This window comes from Pseudomonas sp. H1_D05 (assembly GCF_054682705.1).
In genome coordinates this window covers 3,116,107-3,128,404 of sequence record NZ_CP162825.1, presented here as the reverse complement: position 1 = coordinate 3,128,404, position 12,298 = coordinate 3,116,107, and the positions used below count along the sequence as shown (strand labels likewise).

The 12,298-nt window shown below is 58.1% G+C and carries 12 protein-coding genes; 3 read left to right on the top strand and 9 right to left on the bottom strand.

Translation table 11 applies throughout. The features are described from left to right. Window positions 1–10: 10 nt before the first annotated feature. The gene (locus AB4O11_RS13985) at window positions 11–319 is read right to left on the bottom strand and encodes a hypothetical protein (protein ID WP_158561660.1); all 309 of its coding nucleotides are present in this window, start codon (window positions 317–319) and stop codon (window positions 11–13) included. 56 nt (window positions 320–375) lie between these two features. On the opposite strand from AB4O11_RS13985, the gene AB4O11_RS13980 reads away from it, so the two are divergent. From AB4O11_RS13980 to AB4O11_RS13970, 3 genes are all read left to right on the top strand, one after another. Next, the gene (locus AB4O11_RS13980) at window positions 376–780 is read left to right on the top strand and encodes a DUF4398 domain-containing protein (protein WP_093436697.1); all 405 of its coding nucleotides are present in this window, start codon (window positions 376–378) and stop codon (window positions 778–780) included. A 55-nt stretch (window positions 781–835) separates the two neighbouring features. Next, a complete protein-coding gene (locus AB4O11_RS13975; protein WP_007908901.1) occupies window positions 836–1,624 on the top strand; it encodes an OmpA family protein in 789 nt (262 codons plus the stop codon). A gap of 201 nt (window positions 1,625–1,825) precedes the next feature. Then, window positions 1,826–3,790, top strand: a complete 1,965-nt coding sequence (locus AB4O11_RS13970) for a hypothetical protein (protein ID WP_460130958.1) — start codon at window positions 1,826–1,828, stop codon at window positions 3,788–3,790. A 254-nt stretch (window positions 3,791–4,044) separates the two neighbouring features. Here AB4O11_RS13970 and AB4O11_RS13965 read toward each other — a convergent pair whose 3' ends face one another. From AB4O11_RS13965 to AB4O11_RS13930, 8 genes are all read right to left on the bottom strand, one after another. Beyond that, a complete protein-coding gene (locus tag AB4O11_RS13965) occupies window positions 4,045–4,374 on the bottom strand; it encodes a hypothetical protein (protein ID WP_034154859.1) in 330 nt (109 codons plus the stop codon). After that, window positions 4,371–5,276, bottom strand: a complete 906-nt coding sequence (locus AB4O11_RS13960) for an alpha/beta hydrolase (protein WP_460130956.1) — start codon at window positions 5,274–5,276, stop codon at window positions 4,371–4,373. The genes AB4O11_RS13965 and AB4O11_RS13960 overlap by 4 nt, the downstream gene beginning before the upstream one ends. 152 nt (window positions 5,277–5,428) lie before the next feature. After that, window positions 5,429–6,679 carry a flavohemoglobin expression-modulating QEGLA motif protein gene (locus AB4O11_RS13955; RefSeq protein WP_175559644.1) on the bottom strand — a complete coding sequence of 417 codons (1,251 nt, stop codon included), beginning with the start codon at window positions 6,677–6,679 and terminating at the stop codon, window positions 5,429–5,431. 60 nt (window positions 6,680–6,739) lie between these two features. Beyond that, on the bottom strand, window positions 6,740–7,294 hold the full coding sequence (locus tag AB4O11_RS13950; RefSeq protein WP_460130953.1) for a hypothetical protein: 555 nt from the start codon (window positions 7,292–7,294) through the stop codon (window positions 6,740–6,742). A 161-nt stretch (window positions 7,295–7,455) separates the two neighbouring features. Further along, window positions 7,456–8,169, bottom strand: a complete 714-nt coding sequence (locus AB4O11_RS13945) for a TetR/AcrR family transcriptional regulator (protein WP_034154855.1) — start codon at window positions 8,167–8,169, stop codon at window positions 7,456–7,458. Between the two features lie 104 nt (window positions 8,170–8,273). Next, window positions 8,274–9,776: a lysine--tRNA ligase gene (gene lysS, locus AB4O11_RS13940; protein ID WP_007908910.1), complete on the bottom strand. Its 1,503-nt coding sequence runs from the start codon at window positions 9,774–9,776 to the stop codon at window positions 8,274–8,276. A gap of 114 nt (window positions 9,777–9,890) precedes the next feature. Beyond that, window positions 9,891–10,986 (bottom strand): peptide chain release factor 2 gene (prfB, locus tag AB4O11_RS13935; protein ID WP_099758102.1). Its coding sequence is split into 2 segments (ribosomal slippage): window positions 9,891–10,913 and window positions 10,915–10,986, totalling 1,095 coding nucleotides; the frame shifts between segments, so codons are not numbered across the junction. Between the two features lie 310 nt (window positions 10,987–11,296). After that, window positions 11,297–12,298, bottom strand: coding sequence for a response regulator (locus tag AB4O11_RS13930; RefSeq protein ID WP_093436712.1), 1,002 nt, complete (start codon window positions 12,296–12,298; stop codon window positions 11,297–11,299).

Genomic DNA, 12,298 nt, shown 5'->3' with positions numbered 1-12,298 from the left:
ACCACACAGATCAAAACTGTGGGAGCGAGCCTGCTCGCGATGGCGGATTTTCAGTCGACATTTTTGTTGTCTGATACACCGCTATCGCGAGCAGGCTCACTCCTACAAAGATCGTATTCCAGTTCAAAATCAGTGTGTTTTCGGGATCCGAAAACTCCGCGCGTACCGCTTCATCCCGCCAAAGTTCCCGCTCTAGAGCCTTGTCCATTCGGTCAAAAATTATTTTGGCGATAGGCCATCTTTTCTGAACTTTTGAAAAACGCCTCCGGTCGGAACCTGTAACCACGCCTGGAACGAGCGTTTCAAAAACGCCTTTCACACGACGCTTTCGGCTCCTCGACCAGGATGGATTCAGTTGTTTTCAGGAGATGCCTAATGGAGTTGAAGACCATGAAAAACCAAACCTCGTTTACCCACCTGCGCGGTCTGAAACTGGCGGCTCTGGCCATCGGCACCAGCTTCGTACTGGCCGGTTGCGCCGGTAACCCACCGACCGAGCAATACGCCGTGACCCAGTCGGCGGTGAACAGCGCCGTCAGCGCTGGCGGTACCGAGTTCGCTGCCGTTGAGATGAAGCAAGCACAGGACAAACTGAAACAAGCCGAAATCGCCATGCACGACAAGAAGTATGACGAAGCTCGCATCCTGTCCGAGCAAGCCGAGTGGGACGCTCGCGTCGCCGAACGCAAGGCTCAGGCCGCTAAAGCCGAACAGGCTGTGAAGGATTCCCAGAAAGGTGTTCAGGAACTGCGTCAGGAAAGTCAGCGCACCGTGCAGTAAGCGCGCATCCCGACCGCAAAGCTGAATCTCTTACCGATAGAAAGGACGACAAATTATGCGTAAGCAACTGATGATCCCCGCTCTCCTCGCCGCAAGCGTTGCCTTGGCTGCCTGCTCGACTCCGCCTAACCCGAATCTGGAAAACGCGCGCACCAACTACGCCGGCCTGCAAGCCAACCCACAGGCGAGCAAAGTCGCGGCACTGGAAACCAAAGACGCCAGCGATTACCTGGACAAGGCCGACAAGGCCTACCTGGACAAGCAAGACGCTGCCAAGGTTGACCAACTGGCCTACCTGACCAACCAGCGTGTGGAAGTGGCCAAGCAGACCATCGCCCTGCGCACTGCGGAAAATAACCTGAAGAACGCCGCCGCCCAACGTGCCCAGGCGCGTCTGGATGCTCGCGATCAGCAGATCAAACAACTGCAGGACAGCCTGAACGCCAAGCAGACCGATCGCGGTACGCTGGTGACTTTCGGTGACGTACTGTTCGCCACCGACCGTGCTGACCTGAAGTCCAGCGGTCTGGTCAACATCAACAAACTGGCGCAGTTCCTTCAGGAAAACCCGGATCGCAAAGTGATCGTCGAGGGTTACACCGACAGCACCGGTACCGCCAGCCACAACCAGTCGCTGTCCGAGCGTCGCGCCAACTCCGTGCGTACCGCACTGGTGAAAATGGGCGTTGATCCAGCGCGCATCGTCACCCAAGGCTACGGCAAGGAATACCCGGTTGCCGAGAACGGCAGCGCTTCCGGCCGTGCGATGAACCGTCGTGTGGAAGTGACCATTTCCAACGACAACCAACCAGTGATGCCACGTTCGGCGGTCAGCTCGAACTAAGCGCACTGCTGTAACGCGAAAGCCCCGCCTGACTGAGTCAGGCGGGGCTTTTTTATTGGTAGTTTGAAAAACTATTGCTCTATACGCATGGGGTTCTTCACCTTTAGAGAACGACGTCAACTGTCAACTGTGACAGTAGACGAAGATCCATTCACGGAAGAGGCTGTTGCTTGTCATCCCGCCCCTGACAAGGAAGCCCCCATGAAACGATCAATCATCGCTATCGGGTTGTTGTCGACACTATTCCATGCTGCGTTCAGCTGGAGTAACCCGCCCCCCCAAAATGAGCCATTGCATGATCCGGATGACATGATCATCAGCACCGATCCTGAAATGCTCGTTCCCGTGAAAAAGCGTCCGGTCACAGGCGTTCAAAAGGTATTACTGGTGGTCGGGCACTGGTCTGGCGAACCGGGCCTGGACACCAAAAAAATTGCTGAGCAAACCTTCTCGACGCACTGGAACTCCTTGCGCTCTTATATCCTGTCCGCGTCAGGCAATAAGCTGAAACTGGAGGGCACACAAATTGAAGCCGATTTCGGCCCGAAACCTGTGACCTGTAGTGCCTCAGGCAGTCTTGATGCGGGGCGCAAGGCGGCACTTGCACAGAACATTGATCCTGCCGCTTTTGCGTTCTTGTTTGTAGCTGTTCCTTGTGGCGGGGGCGCAATCGCTACGGTGCCGGGAAACTGGATTTGGGTTAAAGGTATGCCGGGCTCACCGCATGTATGGAAGCACGAATTCGGCCACAATCTGGGATACCCACATGGCGGCACTTATACCAAATGTCCGGTGAGTAACGACGTTGTTCAGGCTCCTGAAGAGTGCAGCCCAGTCGGGTATGGTGATACTGGAGACTCGGTATCGGGTGGCGGAACACTCTATCCGGCAATCAACCGGTGGTTTTCCGGCTGGCTAGATGACTCGCAAGCCGCCGTGATCAGTAAGACAGGTCTGTATCGACTGAGTGTTCTCGGAGAGGCGGGACCTCAACTGTACTTTCTCAATCGGACGACAGAACCGCAGTTGATAACGCTTGAGTACCGCCAACCGACACCATTCGATGACTTTTCCGCCTCCGATAATCGCGTAACCGGCGTCTGGATCAGATACTCGTCACTGAACGGAACTGTGCGCAACGCGCAACTGGATGCCACGCCAGAAACTGCCACAACGGACGATCCTACCCTGCAGCCAGGACGGACGCTGGAAGACGCGACGGCAAAAATCAAAATCAAAGTCTGTGCGACGGATAAGGCTGGTGCATCGCTCGCAATTGCAATAAATGGACAAGGCCTCCCGTATTGCACAACGACAGTCGTGCCACCGCTGGTCATGACACCCGAGCAGAACGCTACAACAACGCTGAAACCTTTGATTACTGGAACGGCGCGACCGGGAGCAACGATCAAGGTAGCAGAAGCCGCAACCCCGGAGACTTTCTTCGCAACAGCTATCGCGGATGTACAAGGCAGGTGGTCAATAACCCCTCCTACCGATAGGCCATCAGGCCCCAATGCACTTGTGCTTCGGCAGTACTTTGGCGACAGAGTCTCGGGGTCGTCCGAGCAGCGTTTATTCAACGTTGTTGATATCGTGGATGTGCCTCCCCTGGTTATCTCTACGCCAGTGGAAAACGCTGACTCCGGTTACAACCCTTTGCTTTCAGGCATAGCATTGCCTGGCGCCCATATTCGCGTAACCCGCGTTTACGGCCCTTACGAGGTACTGGCGGAAACAGACGCTGATGCCTATGGCAAATGGTCAGTGCGAAGTGTCTGGACCTTACCCTCAGGGCCTTTTTCCATGACAGCCTGGCAAAGCATTGATGGTAAGCGCTCGCCGTGGAGTGCCAATCGAACAATCAAGGTAATTGATACGCTCGACGCGCCAGTCATAGAAACCCCACTAGAGGGTAGTGACAGTGGTCAAAACCCTCTGCTCTCCGGCAAAGCTCTTCCGGGCGCACATATCCGTGTGTCCAAGGTCTACGGCCCTTACGAGGTACTGGCGGAAACAGACGCCGATGCCTATGGCAACTGGTCGGTGCGAAGTGTCTGGAGCTTACCTCCGGGAACCTTTTCCATGACGGCATGGCAAAGCATCGACGGTAAGCGCTCGCCATGGAGTGCTAATCGAAAAATCACGGTGACAGCCGGCCCTTAGCGGTAGAAGGTCCGTCGTTCAAAGATGGCGGGGCTTTTTTGGTGGCAGCTGATATTGCGGCCCCTCACCCCAGCCCTCTCCCGAGGGAGAGGGAGCCGAATGGGGAATGTTCAGTTACTGCATCGGCCTGAAGTTGCTTTGCGGAATCCATAGTCGACACTCTCTTTCAGGTCGGTGGATAGCGAAAGACAACTCGGTCAGTCCCCTCGGTCCGACGTTTCGGGAGGGTTAGGGTGAGGGCTGGTCCTGCAGAATCACTGCTCAAGCTTCTGCGGGGTTTCTTCGCCCATGCAGCGCACGGCTTTTTTCTGTGCGTTGATCAACACACCGGTCAGACCTTTCTGCTCGGTATCGAACAACACCAGCACCCCATCAATGCACTGCGCCACCTGCGGCGCGGGATCCAGCGAAACCTTGTAATCCTCACCCGGAACAGTCTTGAGCATGGTGAATTCGTTGAGCAGCAACGCATCCTCGGGTTTGGCGAAGTGCAGGTAGCCGTAGTACCACAGCGCTCCAACGGTGCCGAGGATGCTGCAGATACCGGTGATGATCAGCGGGATGGCGTTGCGTTCTTCAGTCATTGCGGACTCTCGTCTTCAGAATTCGGGGGTGTCGGATAATTGGGGATTTCGCCGAGGCGGCGCAGGCCGTTGAAATGCTCGGGATCGTCGAGGTAGCGCAGCATGACCAGGCGCCACACCGGGTCGCCGAAGGTCTGCACATGGCCGCCACGGGTCAGTTGCAGCACGCGCGGCGGTGGCGCCGCTTGATACAGACGGATGCCGTTGGACAGCGGCACCAGTGGATCGTCGATGCTGTGGAAGATCAGTTTCGGCACGCCGTTGAGTTGCGGCATCGAGTTGATCGCACTGTCGCTGTCCGGCACCAGCCACGACAACGGCACCTGAAATGGCCAGGTCAGCCACGAAGTGCTGAGCGCGTATTGGCCGACGCTGCGATAGCTCGCGGGCACGCCGTCGAGGACCAGCGCTTTCAGCTGTTTTTGCCGCTCGGGATGCTGCACCAGCCAATGCACCGCCATCGAACCGCCGAGGCTTTGGCCGAGCAGGATCAGCGGCTTGCCTTTGACTTCCGGCGCCTTGTCCAGCCATGCGAACGCGGCGTCGATGTCCTGATAGATCGCCGGCAGGCTCGGTTTGCCTTCGGACAAGCCATAACCGCGATAGTCGACCAGCAGCACTTGATAGCCGTTTTTTGGCAGCCACCAGCTCCCGCCCAAATGCATAGGCAGATTGCCGCCATTGCCGTGCAGGTGCAGGACGGTGCCTTTGACCTCTACGCCGGGTTTGGCCGGCAGCCACCAAGCGTTGAGCTTCAAGCCATCCGCCGTGACCAGGGTGACGGTGCGGTATTCGAGCTTGGCTTTTTCCGGGGTGAAGATCTGGCCCGGCTCGGGGTAGAACAACAGCGAACTGCAACCGCCGAGGGTCAGGAGCAGGCAGAAGATGCCGAGGATTCTCATCCGGTGAAACCTCGCGAAAATAGGGAGTCAGACACAAATCAAAACTGTGGGAGCGAGCCTGCTCGCGATAGCGGTGTGTCAGTCGCTATTTGTGTTGGTTGACACACCGCTATCGCGAGCAGGCTCACTCCTACAGGGGTTTATTGTGTGGGCTAGAGGATATTGGAGTAATCCGCTTCGATCCGGTCCAGGCTCAAATGGTTGAGGAAGTTGGAGAAGCACATCCACGCCGACAACGCATTCAAATCGCGGAACTGGTCAGGCAGATACTTCGGCGGCACCACCAATCCTTCATCCACCAGCTGGCGCAAGGTGCGCATGTCTTCCAGCGTGGTCTTGCCGCAGAACAACAACGGAATCTGCTCAAGCTTGCCCTTACGCACGGCCAACTGAATGTAGTTGTAAACCATGATAAAGCCCTTGAGATAGGACAAGTCTTTGGTAAATGGCAGACCGGTCGGTGTCGATCCACGGAAAACGCGACTGGCGTTGCCGTAACTTTCCGCCATCTCGAAGCCCTGCTCACGGAAGAATTCGAAAACCTGCAGGAAGTCCGCGCCCTCCTCGACCATATGAATGGCGCGGGTGCGGTTGGTCAGTTTGCGCAGGCGGCTCGGGTAGGAGGCGAAGGTGATGATTTCCATCAGGATCGCCAGGCCTTCCTGGGTCACCGTCGACGACGGTGGGCCTTTGGACAGGAAGGTGCAGATCGGCTGGTTCAAACCGTTGAGCGTGGTGCCGACGTGGACCAGGCCTTCGTGGACTTCCAGCGCGCGCACGTCGCGGTCGTTGAACATCGCATCGGTGCGGATCTTGATGTAGTCCGCACCGGCCGCCGCGTCAGCAACGATACCGTCGGACTCGAACACGCGGATGGTTTCTTCGGCCTCGCCGAACACTTTGTTCAGACGGGTTTGCAGCAGATGCACGGCGTCCTTGGCGGTGAGGATCTTCGGCTCGTCCTTCAAATCGCCACGGCCATCAATGTTGTTCAGGTAGTCGGACATCATCAGGCCGAGGTCGGCCAGGGTCGGGTCACCGGCGTGGAACGCATCAGACGCGGCGCCATACAACTCTTGGGAGATCAGACCGAAATCTTCGGTACCGCGCGCTTCGAGCATGCGCACCACCATGCGGTATTCCTTGCACATGCGCCGCATGATCTGCCCGACCGGGTTGAACTGGCCAAGCTGGCGGGTGATGTCGCGCTCGATGTTCTGGAACTCCAGCTTGACCTTGCTCGAATCAAAACTCAGCGGCCGATTGAGGTAATAGTCGCGATCCACCGCCGGCATTTCCTTGCCTTTGGCCTTGAGGAACCCCTTGCGAATGTTCTCGTCCCACTTGACGGCGTCGAGCACACGGATCGGCGTCTGCGCCAGCACAATGCGATCGGACAACATGCGTATCGTCTGCTGGTAATCGTCCACCCGAAACTCCTGTAGAAAACCTGACGTTCTGAATTATTGGGCGCGGGCCTGGCGCTGGTAGCGCACGGCTTCCACGAAGACATCGGAATTGGCCGGATCATCGAGGTAAGCAAAGACCTTATCGAGGTTACTGTCGACTTGCACGCCGTCGCCATCGTCGGTCTGGAAGGCCTGACCGTCGAGGGCTTTTTGTTTGATCGCCTGGTTGATCTGCTCGAGATCGAGGTTGTAGACCACCAGTTCGTGTTTGTCGGTGAGTTCGAAGCCGGCGATGGTGAAGTGGCCACCGTACTGCGCCGGGACTTTCGCCGACAGATACCAGCGGCTGCCATGGCGCGACACAGTGAAGGGATAGGCTTCGCGTTCGCGGGATTTGGCCTTGAAGTACGTGACAGCCTGATAGCGGTCCTTGCCCAGGCGCGTCAGCTCAAGGTTCATCGGCTCGCCCCAGGCGTTGGTGCTCGACCATTTGCCGAGCAGGCCCTTGGGCGCCGGGTCACTGGCGGTCAGCGGCTCCTTGAAGGTCACCAGACAGCCACTGAGCAGCAGGAACGACAAGGCGATCAGCACGCCACGCCAGGCTTTCATTCAATACTCCCTATGAACATTCGCCGCCCTTGAATACGCCACCGAACCTGTGGGAGCGAGCTTGCTCGCGAAAGCGTCAGCACAGCCAACATTAATGTTGAATGTCAGTCCGTCTTCGCGAGCAAGCTCGCTCCCACAGGGTTCAATGTTTCCCCAGAGGATCAGACCGACGCAAGCACCAGATGCATATAGCGCGTCAGAATGCCGAGCATGTCCTCTTCGGCCAAAGGCTCGGCGTCGTTGAGCAGGCCCTGATATTCCATCCGACCGATAATCGCCGTCAACACCTTGGCATCCTGTTGCGGTTCACGCGAGCCCAGCACCTGGAACAACTGGCAGGTGCCCTGCAACAGAATCTGCTGATGCGAACGCACCAGAATCGCCAGACGCGGATTAAGCAATGCTTCCTGACGGAACGCCTGTTCAGCCATCAAATGTTCACGACGGTTAACCAACTGACGATGCACGTAGTCAGCCATCAACCGCGCGATGTCATCAGCCAGCTGCGAGCGCGACTCCGGGCTGCCGTCGCCACTGACGACCATTTCGCGCAGCAAACCTTCGTTGTTGACCCACAGCTTGGCCATGTACGCCGCGCTGCGTTCAACGTATTGAGCGAAGGTATCGGTGAGCAGGTCGTCGATATCCTTGAAGTAATAGGTGGTCGCCGACAGCGGCACTCCGGCCTCGGCCGCCACCGCGCGGTGGCGCACGGCACGCACACCGTCACGCACGACAATGCGCATCGCCGCGTCGAGAATGTCCTGGCGACGCTGCTCACTGCCCTGTCGGCTGGCCTTGCGACCCTGGTACTGAACGCTTTCAGCGACCGCAGTGGCGATACCCGCTGCACCTTCTTGAGCTATTGCACCCATCACGACAGAACTTCCTCTGCAATTCAAAAGTAACCAATTGATACATTTGTACCAGACAGGCAATAAAAAGCCGCCTGTTTTAGGCGGCTTTTTAACTGAAACGTTTACGCTTGCGGTCGCATGTGCGGGAACAGGATCACATCGCGAATCGACGGCGAGTTGGTCAGCAACATCACCAGACGGTCGATACCGATACCTTCACCGGCCGTTGGCGGCATGCCGTACTCCAGCGCGCGCACGAAGTCGGCGTCGTAGTGCATGGCTTCGTCGTCGCCGGCGTCCTTGTCGGCCACCTGCGCCATGAAGCGCTCGGCCTGGTCTTCCGCGTCGTTCAACTCGGAGTAGGCGTTGGCGATTTCACGGCCACCGATGAACAGCTCGAAGCGGTCGGTGACGTTCGGGTTGTCGTCGTTGCGACGCGCAAGCGGCGACACTTCGAACGGGTACTGGGTGATGAAGTGCGGCTGTTCCAGCTTGTGCTCGACCAGCTCTTCGAAAATCATCACCTGCAGTTTGCCCAGACCTTCGAAGCCCAGCACCTTGGCGCCGGCCTTCTTGGCGATGGCGCGCGCCTTGTCGATGTCGTTCAGATCATCGGCGGTCAGCTCAGGGTTGTACTTGAGGATCGAGTCGAACACCGACAGACGCACGAACGGCTCGCCGAAGTGGAACACCTTGTCGCCGTACGGCACGTCGGTGCTGCCCAGTACCAGTTGCGCCAGTTCACGGAACAGTTCTTCGGTCAGGTCCATGTTGTCTTCGTAATCGGCGTACGCCTGATAGAACTCCAACATGGTGAATTCAGGGTTGTGACGAGTCGAAACGCCTTCGTTACGGAAGTTGCGGTTGATCTCGAAGACCTTTTCAAAACCACCGACCACCAGACGCTTCAGATACAGCTCTGGCGCGATACGCAGGAACATTTCCATGTCCAGCGCGTTGTGGTGGGTTTCGAACGGCTTGGCCGCAGCGCCGCCCGGAATGGTCTGCAGCATCGGCGTTTCGACTTCGAGGAAGTCGCGCTTCATCAGGAAGCTGCGGATGTGCGCGATCACTTGCGAACGCACGCGGAAGGTCTGGCGCACGTCTTCGTTGACGATCAGGTCAACGTAGCGCTGACGGTAGCGCTGTTCGGTGTCGGTCAGGCCGTGGTGCTTATCCGGCAGCGGACGCAGAGATTTGGTCAGCAGACGCACGCTGGTCATTTCAACGTACAGGTCGCCCTTGCCGGAACGCGCCAGGGTGCCTTCAGCGGCAATGATGTCGCCCATGTCCCAGGTTTTCACCGCGGCGAGGGTGTCTTCCGACAGGGTTTTACGGTTGACGTAGACCTGGATGCGACCGGTCATGTCCTGGATCACCATGAACGAGCCACGGTTGAGCATGATGCGACCGGCAACCTTGACCGGGATTGCAGCCTCTGCCAGCTCTTCCTTGGTCTTGTCCGCGTATTTCTTCTGCAGATCTTCGCAGTAGTTTTCGCGGCGGAAGTCGTTCGGGAAGGCGTTGCCCTTGGCGCGCTCGGCAGCCAGCTTTTCCTTGCGCAGGGCGATCAGGGAGTTTTCTTCCTGTTGCAGGGCTTGCGGGTCGAGTTGTTGGTCGCTCATGTCTTTAGATATTCCATCAGGTTCGTTGCCCCCGGGCCTTGCGGCCCGGGGATCGCCAGCAGGGCTGGCTCCTACAGGGATCGGGTTGAATCAGCCGATCCTGTAATGCGTCTTTTACAGCCCGGATTTCAGGCTGGCTTCCAGGTATTCGTCGATATCGCCGTCGAGTACCTTGTCGCAGTCGCTGCGTTCGATGTTGGTGCGCAGATCCTTGATCCGCGACGCATCGAGCACGTACGAGCGAATCTGGTGACCCCAGCCGATGTCGGACTTGGTGTCTTCCAGCGCTTGCGACGCGGCGTTGCGTTTCTGCATTTCCTGCTCGTACAACTTGGCCCGCAGCATTTTCATGGCGGTGTCCTTGTTGGCGTGCTGGGAACGCTCGTTCTGGCAGCTGACCACGGTGTTGGTCGGTACGTGAGTGATACGTACGGCCGAGTCGGTGGTGTTTACGTGCTGACCACCGGCACCGGAGGAACGATAGGTGTCGATCCGCAGGTCTGCCGGGTTGATTTCGATTTCCACCTTGTCATCGATCTCTGGCGAGACGAAAACCGCGGAGAACGAGGTGTGACGACGGTTGCCGGAGTCGAACGGGCTCTTGCGCACCAGACGGTGTACGCCGATTTCGGTACGCAGCCAGCCAAAGGCGTATTCGCCCTTGATGTGCACGGTCGCACCTTTGATACCGGCGACTTCACCGGCCGACAGTTCCATGATGGTCGCGTCGAAACCGCGTTTATCCGCCCAGCGCAGGTACATGCGCAGGAGGATGTTGGCCCAGTCCTGGGCTTCGGTGCCGCCGGAACCGGCCTGGATGTCCAGGTACGCGTTGTTCGGATCCATTTCATGGCTGAACATGCGGCGGAATTCCAGCTTGGCCAGATTTTCCTCGAGACGGGCCAGCTCGGCGACGACATCGCCCACTGCGCCTTCGTCGTTTTCTTCGACGGCCATGTCCAGCAGGTCGCGGCAATCGGCCAGACCGCCGTTCAGTTCATCGAGGGTATCGACGATCTGCGCCAGCGCAGCGCGCTCGCGGCCCAGTTCCTGGGCGTATTCAGGTTTGTTCCAGACGCTCGGATCTTCAAGCTCGCGATTGACTTCGGTCAGACGCTCATGCTTTTGATCGTAGTCAAAGATACCCCCGAATAGTTTCGGAGCGCTCGGACAGGTCCTTGATGGTGTTCAGGATCGGGTTGATTTCCATGACGGGCAGCACTCGTTGGCGAACTTTTGAAAGCCGGCGAGTATAACGTAATCAGGCTGTGACGGCAGCCCGTCTGGCGGGTGTGGGGATCATTAAAGCCTTTGCCCTCACCCTAACCCTCTCCCAGAGGTAGAGGGGACTGATTCGGGTTTGCTCGGGAGGTACGCCGACGTGAAATGGCTTTGCCGAATCCATGATCGCCAAGCTTGAAGATCCATAATCGACTCGGTCGATCAGGTCGATGTTCAGCGCCAGACACCCCGGTCGGCCCCCTCTCCCATTGGGAGAGGGCTGGGGTGAGGGTCAGCGTTTACTCGATCCCGACCTGATTACGCCCATTGTTCTTCGCCAGGTAAAGGCCACGATCCGCCGCCGAAATCAGCAACCGACAATCACTACCCGCCTGCGGCACCATGGTCGCCAGACCAATACTGATGGTCAGGCTCGCCCCTTCCGCCGGGGTGTTGTGCGGGATTTTCAAGGATGCCACGGTCTGGCGCAGTTTCTCCGCGACCAGCCGCGCGCCGCCCGGCGAGGTGTTCGGCAGCACCAGCACAAACTCCTCACCGCCATAACGCGCCGGCAGATCCGACGGTCGTGCGCTGGCCTCGCGGATCGCCGTAGCGACCTTGCGTAACGCTTCGTCGCCTTCAACGTGACCAAAGCTGTCGTTGTAGGACTTGAAGTAATCGACGTCGATCATCAACAGCGACAACTGACTCTGTTCCCGCAGTGAGCGGCGCCACTCCAGTTCCAGGTACTCGTCGAAGTGCCGGCGGTTGGACAGCCCGGTCAGGCCGTCGGAGTTCATCAGGCGTTGCAGCACCAGATTGGTGTCGAGCAATTGCTGCTGGCTGACGCGCAGCGCGCGGTACGCCGCGTCGCGCTGCAGCAAGGTCATGTAGGAACGCGAGTGATAGCGGATGCGCGCCACCAGCTCGATGGTATCCGGCAGTTTCACCAGGTAATCGTTGGCGCCGGCAGAGAACGCCGCGCTCTTGATCAGCGGGTCTTCCTTGGTCGACAGGACGATGATCGGAATGTCCTTGGTCGCCGGGTGATTGCGGTATTCGCGCACTAGGCTCAGGCCATCGAGGCCGGGCATCACCAGGTCCTGGAGAATCACCGTCGGTTTGATCCGCACCGCCTGGGCAATGGCCTGCTGCGGGTCGGAGCAGAAGTGGAAGTCGATGTTTTCTTGATTCGACAGCCCACGGCGCACCGCTTCGCCGATCATCGCTTGATCGTCCACCAACAACACCATGGCGGCGTTTTCGTCGGTTTTAATGTCGTCGATCTGTAAGTCATTCAT

Coding starts and splice junctions, on each gene's coding strand:
- AB4O11_RS13955 (WP_175559644.1), bottom strand. CDS start 6,679: ATGTTGTCCGATCGCATTGTGCTGGCGCAGACGCCGATCCGTGTGCTC.
- AB4O11_RS13975 (WP_007908901.1), top strand. CDS start 836: ATGCGTAAGCAACTGATGATCCCCGCTCTCCTCGCCGCAAGCGTTGCC.
- AB4O11_RS13960 (WP_460130956.1), bottom strand. CDS start 5,276: ATGAGAATCCTCGGCATCTTCTGCCTGCTCCTGACCCTCGGCGGTTGC.
- lysS (WP_007908910.1), bottom strand. CDS start 9,776: ATGAGCGACCAACAACTCGACCCGCAAGCCCTGCAACAGGAAGAAAAC.
- AB4O11_RS13965 (WP_034154859.1), bottom strand. CDS start 4,374: ATGACTGAAGAACGCAACGCCATCCCGCTGATCATCACCGGTATCTGC.
- AB4O11_RS13970 (WP_460130958.1), top strand. CDS start 1,826: ATGAAACGATCAATCATCGCTATCGGGTTGTTGTCGACACTATTCCAT.
- AB4O11_RS13930 (WP_093436712.1), bottom strand. CDS start 12,298: ATGAATGACTTACAGATCGACGACATTAAAACCGACGAAAACGCCGCC.
- AB4O11_RS13945 (WP_034154855.1), bottom strand. CDS start 8,169: ATGGGTGCAATAGCTCAAGAAGGTGCAGCGGGTATCGCCACTGCGGTC.
- AB4O11_RS13950 (WP_460130953.1), bottom strand. CDS start 7,294: ATGAAAGCCTGGCGTGGCGTGCTGATCGCCTTGTCGTTCCTGCTGCTC.
- AB4O11_RS13980 (WP_093436697.1), top strand. CDS start 376: ATGGAGTTGAAGACCATGAAAAACCAAACCTCGTTTACCCACCTGCGC.